This is a genomic window from Streptomyces sp. NPDC058221 (assembly GCF_042882365.1).
Lineage (GTDB): Bacteria > Actinomycetota > Actinomycetes > Streptomycetales > Streptomycetaceae > Streptomyces.
Window position 1 is genome coordinate 20,870 of the sequence record NZ_JBHVWF010000075.1, and the last position, 17,014, is coordinate 37,883.

The 17,014-nt window shown below is 69.6% G+C and carries 15 protein-coding genes; 12 read left to right on the top strand and 3 right to left on the bottom strand.

Translation table 11 applies throughout. The features are described from left to right. Window positions 1-27: 27 nt before the first annotated feature. Complete coding sequence (locus ACFVW8_RS23005) at window positions 28-969, top strand: MBL fold metallo-hydrolase (protein ID WP_389692859.1); 942 nt, start codon at window positions 28-30, stop codon at window positions 967-969. Between the two features lie 18 nt (window positions 970-987). Then, the gene (locus ACFVW8_RS23010; RefSeq protein ID WP_389692861.1) at window positions 988-2,718 is read left to right on the top strand and encodes a CocE/NonD family hydrolase; all 1,731 of its coding nucleotides are present in this window, start codon (window positions 988-990) and stop codon (window positions 2,716-2,718) included. Window positions 2,719-2,819: 101 nt separating this feature from the next. On the opposite strand, the gene ACFVW8_RS23015 is transcribed toward ACFVW8_RS23010, so the two are convergent. Continuing rightward, window positions 2,820-4,343 carry an ArnT family glycosyltransferase gene (locus tag ACFVW8_RS23015; protein WP_389692863.1) on the bottom strand — a complete coding sequence of 508 codons (1,524 nt, stop codon included), beginning with the start codon at window positions 4,341-4,343 and terminating at the stop codon, window positions 2,820-2,822. A gap of 633 nt (window positions 4,344-4,976) precedes the next feature. Here ACFVW8_RS23015 and ACFVW8_RS23020 point away from each other — a divergent pair. The 6 genes from ACFVW8_RS23020 (at window position 4,977) to ACFVW8_RS23045 (ending at window position 9,265) form a co-directional block, all read left to right on the top strand. Beyond that, window positions 4,977-6,023, top strand: coding sequence for a Gfo/Idh/MocA family protein (locus tag ACFVW8_RS23020; protein ID WP_389692865.1), 1,047 nt, complete (start codon window positions 4,977-4,979; stop codon window positions 6,021-6,023). Between the two features lies 1 nt (window position 6,024). After that, a complete protein-coding gene (locus ACFVW8_RS23025; protein ID WP_389692867.1) occupies window positions 6,025-7,098 on the top strand; it encodes a Gfo/Idh/MocA family protein in 1,074 nt (357 codons plus the stop codon). A 223-nt stretch (window positions 7,099-7,321) separates the two neighbouring features. After that, the gene (locus ACFVW8_RS23030) at window positions 7,322-7,879 is read left to right on the top strand and encodes a TetR/AcrR family transcriptional regulator (protein ID WP_389692869.1); all 558 of its coding nucleotides are present in this window, start codon (window positions 7,322-7,324) and stop codon (window positions 7,877-7,879) included. Continuing rightward, entirely contained in the window at window positions 7,876-8,241 is a 366-nt protein-coding gene (locus ACFVW8_RS23035; RefSeq protein ID WP_389692871.1) for a DoxX family protein, read from the top strand. The genes ACFVW8_RS23030 and ACFVW8_RS23035 overlap by 4 nt, the downstream gene beginning before the upstream one ends. A gap of 235 nt (window positions 8,242-8,476) precedes the next feature. Beyond that, entirely contained in the window at window positions 8,477-8,794 is a 318-nt protein-coding gene (locus ACFVW8_RS23040; RefSeq protein WP_389692887.1) for a GNAT family N-acetyltransferase, read from the top strand. 93 nt (window positions 8,795-8,887) lie between these two features. Further along, window positions 8,888-9,265, top strand: coding sequence for a hypothetical protein (locus tag ACFVW8_RS23045; RefSeq protein ID WP_389692873.1), 378 nt, complete (start codon window positions 8,888-8,890; stop codon window positions 9,263-9,265). Window positions 9,266-9,422: 157 nt separating this feature from the next. Here ACFVW8_RS23045 and ACFVW8_RS23050 read toward each other — a convergent pair whose 3' ends face one another. Then, complete coding sequence (locus ACFVW8_RS23050; RefSeq protein WP_389692875.1) at window positions 9,423-10,091, bottom strand: TetR/AcrR family transcriptional regulator; 669 nt, start codon at window positions 10,089-10,091, stop codon at window positions 9,423-9,425. 57 nt (window positions 10,092-10,148) lie between these two features. On the opposite strand from ACFVW8_RS23050, the gene ACFVW8_RS23055 reads away from it, so the two are divergent. The 4 genes from ACFVW8_RS23055 (at window position 10,149) to ACFVW8_RS23070 (ending at window position 15,391) form a co-directional block, all read left to right on the top strand. Then, on the top strand, window positions 10,149-11,597 hold the full coding sequence (locus tag ACFVW8_RS23055; RefSeq protein WP_389692877.1) for an MFS transporter: 1,449 nt from the start codon (window positions 10,149-10,151) through the stop codon (window positions 11,595-11,597). Then, entirely contained in the window at window positions 11,594-11,986 is a 393-nt protein-coding gene (locus ACFVW8_RS23060; RefSeq protein ID WP_389692879.1) for a cupin domain-containing protein, read from the top strand. Before ACFVW8_RS23055 ends, ACFVW8_RS23060 begins: the two co-directional genes overlap by 4 nt. A gap of 667 nt (window positions 11,987-12,653) precedes the next feature. Continuing rightward, complete coding sequence (rph, locus tag ACFVW8_RS23065; RefSeq protein WP_389692881.1) at window positions 12,654-15,251, top strand: rifamycin-inactivating phosphotransferase; 2,598 nt, start codon at window positions 12,654-12,656, stop codon at window positions 15,249-15,251. A gap of 5 nt (window positions 15,252-15,256) precedes the next feature. Further along, complete coding sequence (locus ACFVW8_RS23070; protein WP_389692883.1) at window positions 15,257-15,391, top strand: hypothetical protein; 135 nt, start codon at window positions 15,257-15,259, stop codon at window positions 15,389-15,391. 29 nt (window positions 15,392-15,420) lie between these two features. Here ACFVW8_RS23070 and ACFVW8_RS23075 read toward each other — a convergent pair whose 3' ends face one another. Next, window positions 15,421-16,683: a phosphatase PAP2 family protein gene (locus tag ACFVW8_RS23075; RefSeq protein WP_389692889.1), complete on the bottom strand. Its 1,263-nt coding sequence runs from the start codon at window positions 16,681-16,683 to the stop codon at window positions 15,421-15,423. Window positions 16,684-17,014 lie beyond the last annotated feature (331 nt).

Consider the following 17,014-nt stretch of genomic DNA (forward strand, 5'->3'; position numbering starts at 1 on the left):
CCCGCGCACGAGTTCAGAAAGAAGACCATGACACACGCAGTCAACGTCCATCCCCTGGTCTCGCCATGGGGCCGGTTCGGGCTCTACAGCTTCTTCATCGACGCACCCGAACCGGCCGTCGTCGACACCGGGATCGCCTCCTCGCCCGCCGAGGGAATGGCCCCGGCGCTGGAGGCGATAGGCCGTCGCATCGAGGACGTGCGGTGGATCCTGCTGACCCACGGTCACATCGACCACGTCGGCGGGGCGCACGCCCTGTGGGAGCTCACCGGCCGGCGCGCACAGGTGGTCATTCACGAGGCCGACGCACCGATGCTCCGCTCACGGCGGGCCCACGTGGATGAGTACCTCGCGGGGCGGGGACAGTACCTGGGCGACCCCGAGGGCGAGGCGAAGGTGACGGGTGCCACGAATGCCGTCATCTCCGGCGAGATGGAGCCCTCCCTGCTGGTCAAGGGCGGAGAGACACTGTCCCTCGGGGGCAGCGTCACCGTCTCGGTGCACTCGATCCCGGGCCACACGCCCGGGTCGGTCGCCTACGTCGTCGACGGTCAGCGTTCGGTGTTCGTCGGCGACTCCGTACAGGTCCACGGCGCCGCCAACGGCTTCCCCGGCTACACGGATCCGGCGGGCTACCGCACCAGTCTGGAGTACCTGCGAGACGAGGTCCGTCCGCAGAACCTCTACCTCGGACATCCGTACCGTCGTGCCGACGGCACGCCCTACGGCGTCGAACTCGACGCCGTGCAGGCCCAGGCGGCCATCGAGCAGAGCCTCGCCGTCGAGGGCAGGGTCGGCGCGGCCGCCTGCGGCTGCCTGGAGGCCGGCCTCCAGGAGACGGATTCGCCGTACTCGCCGTTCGCCCGCGCCGCCGGGGAACTGGGCTATACCGGCGACCCCACGCTCGAGCCCTCGCCGTTCTTCACCTCGATGAACGGCTACCGCACGCATCCGGAACAGAACTTGTGACACAGGAGCTTCGCACTCATGACTGACTTCCAGACGATCCGGGCCGGCGAACAGACGATCGCCGTCCGCAAGGATCTGCGGGTTCCGATGAGGGACGGCGTCGAACTCGCCGTGGACGCCTACCAGGGCCCGGACGACAAGCCGCGGCCCGCCCTGATCGCGATGAGCGCTTACGGCAAGGAGCTGCAGGCCCTCGCCCTCACCACGCCACCGCAGCGCCGGCCGAGCCCGATGTGGGACGGCTGCATCGAGGCAGGCGACATCGCTCGCGTCGTCAAGGAGGACTACGTCCACGTCATCGGTGACATGCGTGGCACCGGTGGCTCCGGCGGTGTCATGATCGGCAACTACAACTTCGGCGGTGTCTCCCAGGGGCAGGACCTCTACGACGTCGTCGAGTGGGTCGCCGCGCAGCCGTGGTGCGACGGCAACGTCGGCATGATCGGCATCTCCTACTTCGGTTCCATGCAGGTGCTCGCCGCAGCCGAGCGGCCGCCGCATCTCAAGGCGATCTTCGTCAGTGGCGGCCACTTCGACTTCTACGAGACGACCTACCACGGCGGCGTCATGTGGTTCATGCCGCGCGCCGCCCGTGAGGGCCGTGGCGGTGACTCCGGCATCGCGCACACCAACATCAAGTCCCGTATGCACGACGTGCACTCTCCCGAGGAGCTGAAGAAGCTCGTCGACGAGCGGCTCCAGGACCCGGACGTGGCGGCCTGGCCCAACCTCGTGCACGTGCTCAAGTACCCGAAGAACCGCGAGTTCTGGTTCGACATCGTGATGAACCAGTTCGACGGCGACTGGTACCAGGAGCGCAACCCCATCACGCTGGCCGAGAACATCGAGATCCCGGTCTACCTGCAGATCGACCAGGGACGGGGCTGGACGGTCGACGGTCACATCGACCTGTTCAACACCCTGAAGGGCCCCAAGAAGCTCGACATCGGCTCCTACCCCCCGATGCAGTCGCGCCCCTGGGTCGAGGAGCACGAGAAGATGTTCCGCTGGTACGAGTACTGGCTCAAGGGCATCGACAACGGCGTCATGGAGGAGCCGGCCGTGAACGTCTTCGTGGAGGGCTCGCGCGAGATCGCCACGGGGGAGCAGTGGCCGCCGAAGGAGGCCGAGCACAAGTCGCTCTACCTGCGCCCGCGGCACAAACTCTCCTTCCAGCCCGAGACGATGGGCTTCGAGCACGCCGCGCCCGACGGCTTCTACCAGGCACCGCTCACCGTCACCGACAAGGTGGAGATGCTGAGCTGGAGCACCGGTCCGTTCGAGGAGCCCACCGAACTGATGGGCACCGGTGCGGCGCACCTGTTCGCGGAGATCGACCAGGTGGACACCAACTTCATCCTGCGTCTGTGGGACGAGTCCCCGGGCGGTGCCCGGCAGTTGATCACCAGCGGCTACCTCAAGGCATCGCACCGCGAGCTCGACGAGGAGCGCACCACCGAGGGCGACCCCCACCACCCGCACACCCACGCCGTTCCGGTGCAGCCCGGGAAGATCGAGGAGTACGTGCTGCGGCTCTACCCCTTCGCAGCCACCTTCCTGCCCGGCCACCGACTGGTGGTGGAGCTCTCCAACAACGAGCCGCTGGCCGACTCGCACAACGCGCTCCTGCCGCCGGACGCCTTCCACCTGCCGGTGGGCCGCCCCGTCACCCACAAGATCTACCGGGACGCGGCGCACCCCTCCCGGCTGGTCCTGCCGTTCACGACGGTGACGGAGGCGGCACAGTAGGGCAGGACGCCCGCCGGCACCTCATGCGCCGGCGGGCACCTTGCTGCCGCTGTTGAGCCGGCCGATCAGGCTCGTTTCGGCGCGGTGCTGATGACGTCACGTCAGGCGTAGTTGCGCAGTTGGGGCCACATCTGGCCCCAGGGGTGCCGGGGCCCGGTGCATACGTAGACGCTGCCGCCCCATTCGATGTTGTGCACGCCGCTGGGATTGGAGAGGCCGGTGGCCACGCGGACGTGCCGGAAGTACTGGCGCAGGTGGGCGGCGTAGCCGGGGGCATGGTCGGGGCCGGGGGCGACCGCCAGCACGGTGGTGGCGTGCGCGTTGCCTGGGCCCCACCACCAGTTGGTGTTCTGCGCCCCCACGGCGGTGGGCAGTCCGGTGCCGCGGCCCAGTTCGTTGATGGCACCGGCCTCGCCGTAGTCCGCCGCGAAGATCACCGCGTTGGCGCGCTGTCCGGCCGGGAGACCGGCCCACACCTGTTGCACGGAGCCGACCAGCTGGGGCCAGCCCAGGGTCTCCCCGGATGTCGAGTTGAGGCCGTACGCCCAGGCCATGGTGGAGGCCGGCAGCACCGGCAGCGCGATCACGGCGGACAGCGCGGCCGAGAGGGCGGTCGCGATCACCAGGCGGCGCATGCGCTCCGGGCGGGAGTGCAGCCACTCGTCGAGTCCCACGGCCCCCGCCGCCAGCAGGCACACGTACAGACCGGCCAGGTAGTAGACCTGCGCGCCGGTCGTCACGGCGAAGAGTACGAACAGCACGGCGTACGCGATCACCAGGCACCGCCACAGCGGGCGGCCGGACCGCCACAGGAACCGCAGGCCCGCCATCCACAGCACCACCATCGCCACGCAGGAGATGCTGAGCTGGCCCACGATCCAGGTGGGAATGTTTCCCGGGCCGCCGTGCTCCCCGTTCAGCGCCCGGGTCATCTCGAACATCGCCCAGCCGTGCCGCTCCTGCCACCACAGGTCGGGCAGCACGAGCAGTACGGCGATCACCGCCCCGGCGAGCATTCGGCGGTCGGCCACGGTCCGCCGGGCGGGGCCGAGGAGCGCCGCGGCCAGCAGCACGGCCCCGAAGCTCGCCGCAAGGTGGTTGAATTCCGAGCCGATGCCGACCAGTGCCCCTGCGGCGAGCCACCACCGGGTGTCGCCGGTGCGGCCGATCCGCACGACCACGAGCGCGAGCGCCGCCCATGCCAGCGTTTCGTACGAGGTCGTGTTGGCGACGTGCCCGCTGCCCAGCAGCACGGGCATGGTGCCCGTCGCGACGGCCGCGAGCAGCTGCGTCCGTCGCGCGCCGCCGAACTCCCGCGCGGTCAGGCCGCCCACGACCACGGTGCCGGCGGCGGCCAGCGCGGGCCACAGTCGCAGGCCTGTCTCCGAGACCCCGAACAGCGACAACGAAACCCGGGCCAGCAGGGGAGCCAACGCCGGCTGGTCCACATAGCTCGCCTGGAGGTGCCGGGCGGAGTCGAGGAAGTACAGTTCGTCGCGGTGGAAACCGTAGCGCCCGGACAGCGCCATCAGTACGGCGAACACCACCCCCGCGACAGCGAACACCCGCCGGTCCAGCGGTTCGATCCGCTCGGCGCCCGCCTCGGCCTTGTCAGCGTGTTCCACGTGTGCCATCCCCGCCCCCGGGAGCTCGGCCCTCGGCCGCGCCGTCCGCGCAGTCGGGGCACCCCGGCCGCGCAGCGCTCCGGGACGGTCGTACCGTACGCACCCGACCTGAGTGCAGTGAAGCGCACCCCCAGGGTGACGCTTCTGGATATGGACCCGGGGGTCGGCAACAGCCTGTTTGTGCAGGGGTGTTGCCGTTGGATCAGTGTTGCCCGGAGGGTGAGCGGTGGTGACCGCGAGCCCCTGAGCCGGTCGACGGGCAAGAAGGTGCATCTCGCTCAAGCGGGCACCCTGCGGTCGCCCGTGAGGCAACTTCCACACCCCGTCGGGCGTGAAGAGGTCCGCGACACTGCCCGGATTGCCCAGGTCGAGGCGGCGCGCGAACTCGACGATCAGGCGCTCGCAGGATCGCAGGCTCGCTCGGCGAAGAAGCGTTCCATCGGGTCAAGGGCCTCGGTCGCCATCGCCCGCCGGCGCCGGCCCTCCATGGGGACCGCGATCACTTCTCGGCTCCCGATGCACGTCGCTCGGGGAACCAGCGGAATGTCGCACATAACCGGGGGTATTCATTTTTGGACATCAGACATAAGATGTCTGATGTCCAAGATTTGATCATCGAGTGAGGAGTCGCGGATGAGCACCGCCCCAGTGCCCGGAGAGATGAGATCGCGTGACCCCGGACAGCGGGGGAGTGACCACCGGGTGGCCGTCATCGGTGCGGGAGCCATCGCCCGTGATCACGTCATTGCGCTCGCTGGTGTGCCGGGGCTGCGGCTGACTCATGTCGTCGACCGGCATCCCGAACGGGCCGCCGCGCTGGCGGCTCTCGCCGAGGGCGCCACCTGGTCGACCGACCCGGCGACCGCATGGTCGGACAGCATCGACGTCACCGCCGTGTGCACCTCTCCCGAGTCGCACGCCGAACTCTCCGTGGCCGCGCTCCGGGCCGGCCGGGCCGTCCTGCTGGAAAAGCCCGCCGCGCTGAACGTGGCCGACGCCGACCGGATCCTCGCAGCCGCGAAGGCGGCCGGCCGCCCCCTGCTCGTCGCCCAGACGGCCCGGTTCCAGCCCGTCCACCTGGAGATCGCACAGGCGGTCGCCGAGGGCGCGATCGGCACGCCCCGCCTGGCCCACCTCACCTGGTACACCGGACATGTCTGGCCCGGAGGCTGGCGGGGCTGGCAACTGGACTCGTCCCGCTCGGGAGGCCACGTCGCCCACAACGGCGTGCACGCCCTCGACCTGCTGACCTGGCTCATGGACGACGAACCGGTCCGGGTCTTCGCCCGCCCCTGCCGCACCTGGGCCCCCGGGATGCCTACCCCCGACAGCTTCCAGATCCTCGTACGGTTCGCCGGCGGCGCTCTCGCCACCGTCGAACTCTGCTACGCACTCGTCGAACGCGGCACGTTCGTCCGCCGGCTCATGCTCTCCGGCACCACCGGCACCCTGCACCACAGCAGCGAGAACGAGCCGCGGTCACACTCCGCGTCGCCCGTCGCGCCTGCCTCGATCGAGGGCGCGATGACCGAGCAGACCAGGCACCTGCGCGATGTGCTCGACGGGGCCGCGGCTCCGCTGACCGCGCCCCACCAGATCCGTGCCGCCCTCGCCGCCGCTCTGGCGGCGCAGCTCAGCGCGGACGAGGGCCGCCCCGTCGACGTCAAGGAGGTCTGCTGACATGAGGATCCTCATCGCGTCCGGGGTGCGGCACGCCCGCGACTACGTGCCGCTGCTCCGGTCCCTGCCAGGCATCGAGGTCATCGGCTGCGCCGACACTGCCGACAGCCCCTTCGCCGAGGACAGCGCCGCTCTCGCGCGTACGACCGGCATCCCGCTGGTCGACCTGGACCAGGGGCTCGCCTCCTGCGACATCGCCCTCGTGTGCAGCGAGCCCACGCGTCACGTCGACCTGGCGGTGAGAGCGCTCGAAGCCGGCTGCCACGTCATCGTCGACAAACCCGCTGCGACCGACACCCTCGGCGCACAGCGGCTGTGGGACGCCGCCGACCGCTCCCCGGGGCTGCTCACGGCCGTGCACCGCCTCTACTCCCCGCAGATCGCCCGCGCCCGGCGCATCGTGGACTCCGGTGCGATCGGTCTGCCCCTGGCCGTGGACGCGGAGTGGCTCGCGGCCGGCGGCCTTGAAGGAGCCACCGTCGAGCGCCCCGAACTCGTCTGCGACCCGGGCTTGTCCGGCGGCGGAGAGCTCATGAACTTCGGCTGGTATCCGGCCCTGGCGATCCGTCACCTGACCGGTCTTGAGGTGGAGGAGGTGGTCGCCTTCAGCAGCGGCGCACCGCGTGCGCCACTCTTCGACGGCCCGCACGGCGCCTACGGCGTGGAGGATGCGGCGGTCCTCTCGCTCCGCCTGGGCAACGCAGTGGTGGCGACGGCCACCGTCGCCCGCACACCCGCCGGGGTCGGCCCGGCCCCCGTGTCGTCCAGTCTGCGCGTGCTCGGCTCGCACGGTCACGTACTCGCCGACGAGGACGCTCCCTCGGTCGCCGTGCGCGGAGCGGACGGCGGCAGCCGCTCCCGGCAGATCGGCGGGCCCGCCGGTGTGACGGCGTTGCGGCTGGTGTTCACCGAGTTCTGTGAGGACATCCGCCACGGGCGCACTCCGCTGGTGACGGCGGCCGACATCCACGCGGCCGTGGCGGTGGTCGAGGCCGCGCTGTCCTCGGCGCGAGAGGACGGCGCTCCGGTCGCACCGGCCGTCCGCGCGGCGGGTGCGGGGGCAAGGAGGGGCTGACGTGTGGCGCGGGGCCGGCTGTGTGGTGTTCGCGCCGGGCAGCTGGCACAGCCCGCGTACCGGGACAGGTGCGCGGGCGACGCGCCGTCGGCATCCTCACGCGCTGAGCGTCGGCGTGCCGTTCCCCTTGTGGGCGCGGGTCTGGCGTCCTAGGATCCTGAACATGTTCACTGAACACGTTCAGTCACGAGCCGCGCAGCGGACTGCGACGCGACGCAGGGTCTTGGCATCGGCTGAACGGCTTTTCCGCGAGCAGGGCTTCGGCGCCAGCACGATCCGCCAGATCGCCACCGACGCGGAAGTCAGCACGGGCACCGTCATGTCGGTGGGCGACAAGGACGCTCTGCTCGTCGCCATCTTCGACACCTGGATCGCCGCCGTGCACGAGGGCCGGGACGGCGAGCGGGAGCAGGGCCACGTGACGCCGCTGGCCCCCGCGGCCGCGACCCAGGCGGTCCTGAACCTGGTCGAACCCTTCATCACCTACTTTGCCCTGGACCTCGAGCTGTCCCGGGAGTACGCCGCGGTGATCGTCCGCGGCACCCATGCATCAGCGGTGTTCCAGGCCCTCGCCCGGGCCTTGCTCACCGAGCTCGAGACTCTCCTGGCTCGCACGCCGCTCACCGCCACTCAGGCCGGTGCCGGCGCGCGCACCCTCTACTTCGCCTACCTGGGCATCCTCATGACCGTCGGCAACGGCGCCCTCGACCAGCGGGCGGCGGTCGCCCAGTTCCGAGAAGTCATCCGTTTCGTCGTCCACCGCGGAGGAACCGAGTCATGATCAGCACGCCCGACCCCTGGTGGCCCACCGCGCTGCTCGCTGTGGTGCTGTTCTCCGACGCGATCATGTCGGTGCGTCCCCCGATGTTCATTCAGCAGTGTCTGGACGGAGTGCGCTTCCCACGCGACTGGTGGTGGACGCTCGTAGTGGTCAAGCTCCTGGCGGCGGCAGGGCTTGCCGCAGGTCTCCGGTACGAGGGCGTCGGTGTGACGACGAACGTCGCGGTGATCGCCTACTTCGTATGTGCCTCCTACGCCCACTACCGTGCACGGTTCCTCAAGCAGGAGTTCTGGCTGAACTGCCTGGGCATGCTCGCGCTGTCGACAGCCGTCCTGTTTCTGTCACACACCGCCACGATCTGACGGGGCCGAGCCCTGGCCCCGGCAGCGATCCTCCTCATCTGCCGCCCGTTGGCGTGGCCCGCCAGGGATTACGGGACAGCCCTTAGCATGTGCCGATGTTCACTGCGCCGTCACGGGTCGAACTGTGCCCACTCACTCCCGCCGACCGGGCAGAGTTCTGCTCGCTCGTGCGGGCCAGTGCCGAACTCCACCTGCCGTGAGTGCAACTGCCCGCATCCGCTGAGGAGTTCCGGGTCTGGATGCGCCGCTTCGAGGACGACACCAACCTGGGCTATGTGATCCGCGTTCTGGAGACCGGTGGGGCCGGTGCCAGGGGGCATCCCTCGGTTATGCGGCCTTCGCCCCGTCCGCGGGGCGGGGTTACATGACCGAAGGGCTCGCCGCCGCCCTGGGGCACGCCTTCGAGGACCTTCGACTCCATCGTCTGGGCTTTCGTTACGAAGAACTGTCGCCCTCCTGTCTCTATATCGACGGGGTCTGGCGCGACCACGAACGCTGGTCCATCACCGCGCCATCTCCCTGGACGCCGGATCCTTCCCTTCCCGAGGTCTGAGAACTCCGGCGGGCGCAGGGGCGGCGGGACATCGAGGCCTTCCGGCGCTGGGAACCGGCCCAGGCGGCTGGCTTCTTCACCCCGGAGGGCCAGGTGGAGCGGATCGACAGCCTGCTGGCCGGATACCGGACCGGCGCCGTCCGGCCGGGCGTGGTGCTCGCGGAGGACGAGGTGATCGGGCAGGTCACCGTCGGAGGCATCCTGCCGCAGCCGCAGCCGCAGCCGCAGCCGCAGCCGCAGCCGCAGCCGCACCTGCGCCGCGGCTCCGTCGGATACTGGATTGCAGACGCCGCCCAGACTCAGGGGCACGCCGGGAACGCCCTCGGGCTCGTACTCCTGCAGCCTCGTCAGGTGTGGTCATTGGGCCTCCCGGGCGTGGTGAGCGCGCCGTTGAGGAAGAGGTCCACCAGTTCTTCGGTGCTCAGCGGGTCAGGAGCGCCAGGGCGGCCCGCGGACATGAGCATGAGCTGAATGGCGTCCGCGAGGCGTTCCGGCGCCGGCCGCAGGGCGTCCTGGTCGGCTTCGAACAGGACTGCCGGCGCCGCACGCGGCGAAGCGAGGCCCGCCTCGCGATCCGGGGAGCGGCCGTCCTTGCCTGGCGACAAGGCGCGCCGGAAATCGAAGGCCGTCAGTGGCTGCCGAGGAGGCCGGTCACCAGGGCTCGGAGCCCGTCCAGGTAGGTGTCCTCACCGGTCAACGGTGCCCAGCGGTCGGCGACCTGCGCCAGCCTGGGCAGCTCAACCGGGTCGAGGTCGCCGAAGACCTGTTCCCGGTAGGTCGCACGGTCCTCGCCTTCGCGTCGCCGGGCCGCCGTCGCCCGCACCACGATTTCGCCGGCCGTGTAGTACCAGATCGCACGGTAACCGTGCACGGCCCGCTCGGGCGACAGCCCGCATTCGACCAGGCCGTCGACGATCTGCTCGACGAACCACAGCGCGGACGCCGACATCAGGTCGTCCGCCGTCAGCACCTCCACGATCCAGGGGCAGGCGGCGAGCGCCTCATGGATCGCGGCGGCGGCAACGATGACCCGCTCGCGAGGGTGGGCGGGCGGTTCGGGCCGGTGCAGCGCCCGCGCTGCGTAGTCGTCAAGCAGCAGGACGAGCAGTTCTTCCTTGTTGCGGACGTGGTGGTAGAGCGCCATCGGCGTGCTGCCGATCTCGGTGGCCAGGCGCCGCATGGTCAGCCGGCTCACGCCTTCCTCGGTCACGATCCGGCGGGCCGTTCCGATGACCTCCTCGCGGGAGATACGAGGAGGTCGGCCAGGGGATTTGCGGGGTGCGGACGGCTGCGGCATGCCCCCATCATTCCCCAGGCCTCGACAACCGCGAACCTCTGCGGTTAGTTTCTATACATGTATAGAAACTCGCGAGGGCAACCCGGCGCGGTGCTGGCGGCCGCGGCCGTCGCCCAATTCGTCTTCGCCCTGGACATGTCGGTGGTCAATGTCGCGCTGCCCGCAATCCGCACCGCGTTGGGATTCGCGCCGCTCGACCTGTCGTGGGTTGTGCACGTCTACGCGCTCACCTTCGGCGGACTCCTGCTGTTGGGGGGCCGCGCTTGTGACCTGTACGGTCACCGTCGGCTGCTGATAGTGGGCCTTGCCGTATTCGGGGTGTGCTCGCTGGCGGGCGGCCTGGCCCAGGCTCCCTGGCAACTGATCGCCGCCCGTGCGGGCCAGGGGCTGGGTGCCGCCGCGGCTGCCCCGGCCGCGCTGGGCATGCTCACCAGCACCTTCCCCCAAGGCCCTCGGCGTGTACGGGCGCTCGGGGTGTGGAGCGCGGTGAACGCCGCAGGGGGAGCGCTGGGGGTACTGGCAGGCGGCCTGCTGACGGAGTACGCCGGGTGGCGCTGGGTCATGCTGGTGAACCTGCCCATCCTCGCGGTGGCACTCGCGCTGGTTCTGGCAGGCGTGCCCGCCGGCGTGCGGCCCGACCGGCGCGAGAGGCCGGACGTGCTCGGCGCCGTCCTGGCGACCGGCGGAGTGGGGCTACTGGTATTCGGTGTCGTCCGCACCGACAGCCTCGGGTGGGGCTCCCCGGCCACCGTGGCAACCCTCGCCGTCGCGGCCACGCTCCTGGCCGCCTTTGCCTTCGCCGAGTCCAGGGCCCCCGCGCCGCTACTGCGCCTCGGTCTGCTGCGCAGCCGCTGGGTGGCCGGTGCCAACGTTCTGGTGTTCCTGGCCGCGGCCGGACAGTTCACGGCGTTCTACTTCGTGTCCCTGTACATGCAGCAGGTACTGGGCATGAGTGCCGCAGCGACCGGCACCGCGTTCCTCCCCTTCTCCGTGAGCCTGGTCGCGGGCACCGTCATCGCAACCCGTGTCATCACGGCACGGACCCCTCGGGCTGCCCTGGTGCCCGGTGCGCTGCTGGCTGCACTGGGCCTGAGCTGGATGGCCTTCATCAGCCCCAGCGGCAGCTTCCTCACCGACGTGCTCGGCCCCTGCATCGTCTCCGGAGTCGGCGTCGGACTGGTCCTGGCTCCGGTCGCCGCCGCCGCGACCACCGGTGTCGCCTCCCGCGAGGCCGGCATGGCCTCCGGCCTTTTCAACAGCTCCCGTCAACTCGGCGGCTGCGTCGGCCTGGCCGCCCTGGCCACCGTCGCCGCACTCCGCACCGGCTCCGCCACGGACCCCGCCGCCCTCAACGACGGCTATGCCCTGGGCCTTGCTGTCACCGCAGGCCTCTTCGTACTCGCGGCAGTCGTGGCGATCGGCGTGCTGCCCCGACGTCAGGCCGCCACACCTGACCCGCAATCCGCCGCACCCGCAGAGAACCGACTCGAAGGAACGCCATCATGACAACGGCCCCCATTGACCTGTTCGCCTCCGCGCTGCAGTTTCGCCCCGACGGCGGTGTCCAAGCCGCCGAACGGCAGATGACGAGCAGCGACTCCCGTGCCTGGCAGATCGCGACCTTCCACGTGGAGTCCGACGCCGAAGTCCACGCCGACCACTGGGAGATGCACCCGGAGGCGGAAGAGGCGGTGTGCTGTCTGGCCGGCGGCGTCCGCCTCTACTTCCGTGCCACCACGCCCGGCGCCGAGGACATGGTGCAGGTGCCGGCGGGCACCGTCGTGATCGTCCCCCGCGGCCGCTGGCACCGCCTGGAACTGAACGCCCCCAGCGACCTGATGTCGATCACCCTTCGTCACGGCACTCGCCTCGAAAGGCGAACCGACACCCACTGACCGGAGGCGGCCCGGCAGATTCGCTGCCGGGCCCCTACGGGTCATGCCCGCCCGATCGGCAGAGCTTTGCCCGGAGGTCCGCCACAGGGTGCGCGCCAGGACGGCGGCGCTACCGGCTCGGCCATTGGCCCGGCCGCGCGCCGGGCGGGTGGCGGCTCCGTGGGACTGGAGATCGGCCGACCGTGACGGCGATCCGGTGCGCTGCCCCTCGCTCCTACCGGCCCACGGACGCAGAATTCCCATGCTCTGGGCGGAGGGGCTCCCGGCCCCGCGGCCGCGACTGCATCGCAGAAAAAACAAAGGCAAGGAGAAAGAGCTCTCCTTGCCGTTCTTAATTTATAGCCCGTCGGGGGGCTTGCCGCAAGGCCCCGGTCATGACGCAGAATCGGCGCTCGATGTCACCACCTGCGGAAACGGCGCCACGAGGTGCGTGTGTTGTTGTCGATGAACGAGGGACACGGTGGGGTCGAATCAGAGGTGGGACCAGGCAGCGCAGCTGTGAGGTGCTCGGCGCGGATGTGCGGGGGTGCGCGCCGCCCGGCTCGTTCGAGGGAGGACGACCGGGGATGAGGGCATGTTCGGCAGGAAGTTCGACAGAAGGGGAGGCGCCGATGATTCGATCCACCACCGCAGTGCAATCGAGCGCGGCTGCTTCGGAGGTATCGCGATGACTGAGCAGTACGTGTTGGATCTTCAAGAGGTTGATGCGAAGGAGGTCGCGGTTGTCGGCGGCAAGGCTGCGCATCTGGGTGGGCTGTCGGGCGTCGAAGGCATCCGCGTGCCGGGCGGCTTCTGTGTGACGACGGACGCCTTCCGGCGGATCATGGCCGAGGCGCCGTCGATCGACGGCCGGCTCGATGAGCTGGCGCGTGTGGACCCGGACGACCGCGAGGCCATCCGCACGCTCAGCGCGGAGATTCGCCGGACCATCGAAGGGGTTGCCATTCCGGGTGATCTCGCGGCAGCGATCACCGGTTCACTCGCCCGGCTCGGTGAGCAAGCCGCTTGCGCCGTCCGCTCCAGCGCGACGGCGGAGGACCTGCCGACGGCCTCCTTCGCCGGCCAGCAGGACACGTACCTGAACGTCGTGGGGCCGACGGCGATCCTTCAGCACATCAGCCGGTGCTGGGCATCGCTGTTCACCGAGCGGGCCGTGACCTACCGCCGACGGAACGGCGTCGACCACCGTACGGTCCACATGGCCGTGGTCGTGCAGCAGATGGTCCTCCCGCACGCGGCCGGAATCCTGTTCACGGCCGACCCCGTCTCGGGCAACCGGAAGGTCGCCACCGTGGACGCCGGCTTCGGCCTCGGCGAGGCACTGGTCTCGGGCCTGGTGAACCCGGATGTCTTCAAGGTGCGGGACGGCGAAGTCGTCGCCAGGACGATCGCTGCCAAACAGCGTGCCGTCGAGGCCTCGCCCGCGGGTGGGACACATGAAGTCGAGATCGACTCGCAGCGGCAGGAGCAGCCTGCGCTGACGGATGAGCAGGTCGTACGGCTCGTGCAGATGGGGCGGCGGATCGAGGCACACTTCGGTAGCCCGCAGGACATCGAATGGTGCCTGGGCGACGACGGCTTCCAGATCGTGCAGAGCCGGCCGATCACGACGCTGTTCCCCGTCCCCGAGAGGGGCGACGGGGAGAACCACGTCTACGTGTCCGTCGGACATCAGCAGATGATGACCGACCCCATGAAGCCGCTGGGGTTCTCCATGTGGCAGCTGACGGCCATGGTGCCGATGCACGAGGCCGGCGGGAGGCTGTTCGTCGACGTCACCGGCCGCCTGGCATCGCCCGCGAGCCGGGCCGGCCTCCTGGACGTCATGGGGAAGGGGGATCCGCTGGTGAGGGATGCTCTGGAGACCGTCATCGACCGCGACGAATTCGTCCCGTCGCTCCCGGACGAGGGCCCCGGCAGGCCGCCGGCCGGCAATGCGTCCACCCCGGTCGAGGCCGATCCGGCCATCGTTCCCGAGCTGATCGAGCGCAGCGAGGTGTCCGTCGGCGCCCTGGAACGCGATATCCGCACGAAGACCGGACCGGCGCTGTTCGACTTCCTGCTGAAGGCCTTCGAGGAGCACAAGAGGGTTCTCGGCGATCCGCTGAACTTCCGGGCGATCATGGCGGGGATGGACGCCACGTGGTGGCTGAACGACAGGTTGGAGGAGTGGCTGGGGGAGAAGAACGCGGCTGACACGCTGACGCTGTCCGCCCCCGACAACATCACATCAGAGATGGGGCTGGCACTGCTCGACGTCGCGGACGCGGTCCGACCGCACCCGGAGGTCGTGGCGTTCCTGCAGGGCGTCGAGGACGAGGGCTTCCTGGACGGCCTGGCGAAGCTCGCGGGTGGGACCGAAGCGCGCGACGCCATCGAGGCCTACCTCGACCGGTACGGCATGCGCTGCGTCGGCGAGATCGACATCACCAGGCCACGCTGGCGCGAGCGCCCCACCACCCTCGTGCCGGTGATCCTCGACAACGTCAGGAGTTTCGAGCCGGGTGCCGCCCGGAGACGCTTCGAACAGGGGCGTCAGAAGGCGCAGAAGAAGGAACAGGACGTGCTGTCACGCCTGCGGGCCCTGCCGGACGGGGACCGGAAAGCCGACGAGGCCAAGCGGATGATCGACCAGGTCAGAACCTTCATCGGATACCGGGAGTACCCGAAGTACGGCATCGTCAGCCGCTACTTCGCCTACAAGCAGGCACTGCTGGCGGAGGCCGAGCGCCTCGTCCGGGCCAACGTGATTCCTGAGAAGGAGGACATCTTCTACCTCACGTTCCAGGAACTCCACGACGTTGTGCGCTCCAACCAGGCGGACGGCCGGCTCATCCAGGAGCGCAAGGAGGCGTTCCGCGCGTACCAGGCGCTCACACCGCCACGGGTGCTCACATCGGACGGTGAGGCCGTCACCGGCGCCTACCGGCGTGACGATGTGCCTGCCGGCGCCCTGATCGGTCTGCCGGTTTCCGCCGGGACCGTCGAGGGGCGGGCCCGCGTCGTCCTCGACATGGCGGACGCCGACCTCGAAGCGGGCGACATCCTGGTCACGACCTTCACGGACCCCAGCTGGTCGCCGCTGTTCGTCGCGATCGCGGGCCTGGTGACGGAGGTGGGCGGCATGATGACCCATGGCGCGGTGATCGCCCGGGAGTACGGGCTGCCGGCCGTGGTGGGCGTGGAGCAGGCCACCCGGCTGATCCGGGACGGTCAGCGGATCCGCGTGCACGGAACCGACGGGTACATCGAGATCCTGCCCTGACCGAGTTGACCGAGGTGGCTGGGGCCGGCCACGGCCGGGACCGCTTCGCCTACCGGGCCGTACTCCGGCAGCGGTCCGGCTTCGCCCACCTCCTGGGCGAAGCCGTCGCCGGGGGCCGGCCCGGCCCGTTCGTGCCGTGAAGCCTGCGCGTCGCCTGACGCAGCCTGCCTCACACCGGTTCGGGCAGCGGTTCCGGTTGCCGTGCCGGGGCCGCCTTCGGGTCCCACATTTCGGTGGTCCGTACGTACAGGTGGATCACCGAGCTCATCGCGAGAATGAGCAGCGGTCCGAACACCCACGGATGCCGGGCCATTTCCATCGGCAGATAGCGATATGACACCAGGAGCGCGGCGAACACCACTGAACCGTAAGCGACCAGCTGAATGCCCGACCGGTCCCAACCGCGTTCCATGGAACGCAGAGCTGCCTCGATCGTGAGTGTGAAGACCACTCCGGCGATGATGTCAGCGCCGTAGTGGTAACCGAATCCCAGAGTCGCACCGAGCGTGGCGAGCAGCCAGAAAGCGCCGGCGAAGCGCAGAATCCGTGGACCCTTGCGGGAGTGGATGAAGATTGCGGTGGCCCATGCCGTGTGCAGACTGGGCATGCAGTTACGTGGGGTGATCTCGTCGAATGTCATGTGGTGCGGGGCGGTGATCTGAGGCATCGTGTCCGGCCACAGATTGGACAGCGCCCACTGTCCGCCGTCGGCACCGTAGGCGAAGACCGGCCCGACCACCGGGAAGATCACATAGATGCCTGGCCCGAGAAGACCGATGACCAGGAAGGTGCGCACCAGATGGTGGCCGGGGAAGCGGCGCTCGGATGCCACGTTACGCAGTTGGTACAGCGCGACAACCACTGCGGCCACTGCGAGTTGGGTGTAGACGTAGTCGAGGAAGCGGGCGCCGACCGGGCCGGTGGCCTCGACGAGCCGGCCCACCAGCCACGACGGGTTGCCCAGTGCGTGATCGGCGGTCGCCACGTACTGGTCCAGCACCGCCGGACGGGTCTTCGAGGTGATGAGCAGCCAGGTGTCGCCGGTCTTCCGGCCCGCCACCAGGAGCAGGCCCAGCCCGACGCCCTTGAGCAACAGGACCCGCTCCCGGCCCTTGCGGCGCGTGACAGCTATGACGCCATAACCCAGAATCACCCACAACGCGCCGTTGCCGAAAGGGTGGCCCTCGGTCACCCTGGCGTCGGCCGCCCATCGCACCAGGAAAATGATGATGTCGATGCCGATCGCGACGCCGGCCGCGATGAACCGTTCCCGCCAGGTGAGAACCACCATCATCAACCCCATGCTGGCGTACAGGAGGAAGCCCGATTGTGGGGCGAATATGACCTCCTGCGCCTGGGTGGTGATCGGCCCCGGCAGTCCGTAATGACGCGCGGAAATCTCCAGCGCGATGAGGAACCCGAGGGCCGCCAGGCCCAGCGTGGCCCACAGTATCGCCCGCGGGTGACGCCACGTGGCGAACGTAGTTGTGCTTTTTATTCGCGAAAACACCCGCGATGCTATCGGTATCAATTGTTTGGCCGATTTGCTAGACGTTGGTTGGTAAGTCACTCCTCCTGCCGGAAAGCCTGGCGTTCCGGCAGGAAGACGGGCGATGACGGCGCTCGTAGTGAGCTCGAACATGCTATCGGAGCGCTGTGAGTGGGCTTTGCTGGTCACGGGTGGTGCGAAGTCCGGCCGCCGGGGCGCCCCTTCGCCCGGCAGCGCGTCCCGTACCCCGCCGATGGTCGGGGGGGTACGGGAC

Coding starts and splice junctions, on each gene's coding strand:
- ACFVW8_RS23055 (WP_389692877.1), top strand. CDS start 10,149: ATGTATAGAAACTCGCGAGGGCAACCCGGCGCGGTGCTGGCGGCCGCG.
- ACFVW8_RS23020 (WP_389692865.1), top strand. CDS start 4,977: ATGAGCACCGCCCCAGTGCCCGGAGAGATGAGATCGCGTGACCCCGGA.
- ACFVW8_RS23010 (WP_389692861.1), top strand. CDS start 988: ATGACTGACTTCCAGACGATCCGGGCCGGCGAACAGACGATCGCCGTC.
- ACFVW8_RS23025 (WP_389692867.1), top strand. CDS start 6,025: ATGAGGATCCTCATCGCGTCCGGGGTGCGGCACGCCCGCGACTACGTG.
- ACFVW8_RS23050 (WP_389692875.1), bottom strand. CDS start 10,091: ATGCCGCAGCCGTCCGCACCCCGCAAATCCCCTGGCCGACCTCCTCGT.
- ACFVW8_RS23035 (WP_389692871.1), top strand. CDS start 7,876: ATGATCAGCACGCCCGACCCCTGGTGGCCCACCGCGCTGCTCGCTGTG.
- ACFVW8_RS23060 (WP_389692879.1), top strand. CDS start 11,594: ATGACAACGGCCCCCATTGACCTGTTCGCCTCCGCGCTGCAGTTTCGC.
- rph (WP_389692881.1), top strand. CDS start 12,654: ATGACTGAGCAGTACGTGTTGGATCTTCAAGAGGTTGATGCGAAGGAG.
- ACFVW8_RS23005 (WP_389692859.1), top strand. CDS start 28: ATGACACACGCAGTCAACGTCCATCCCCTGGTCTCGCCATGGGGCCGG.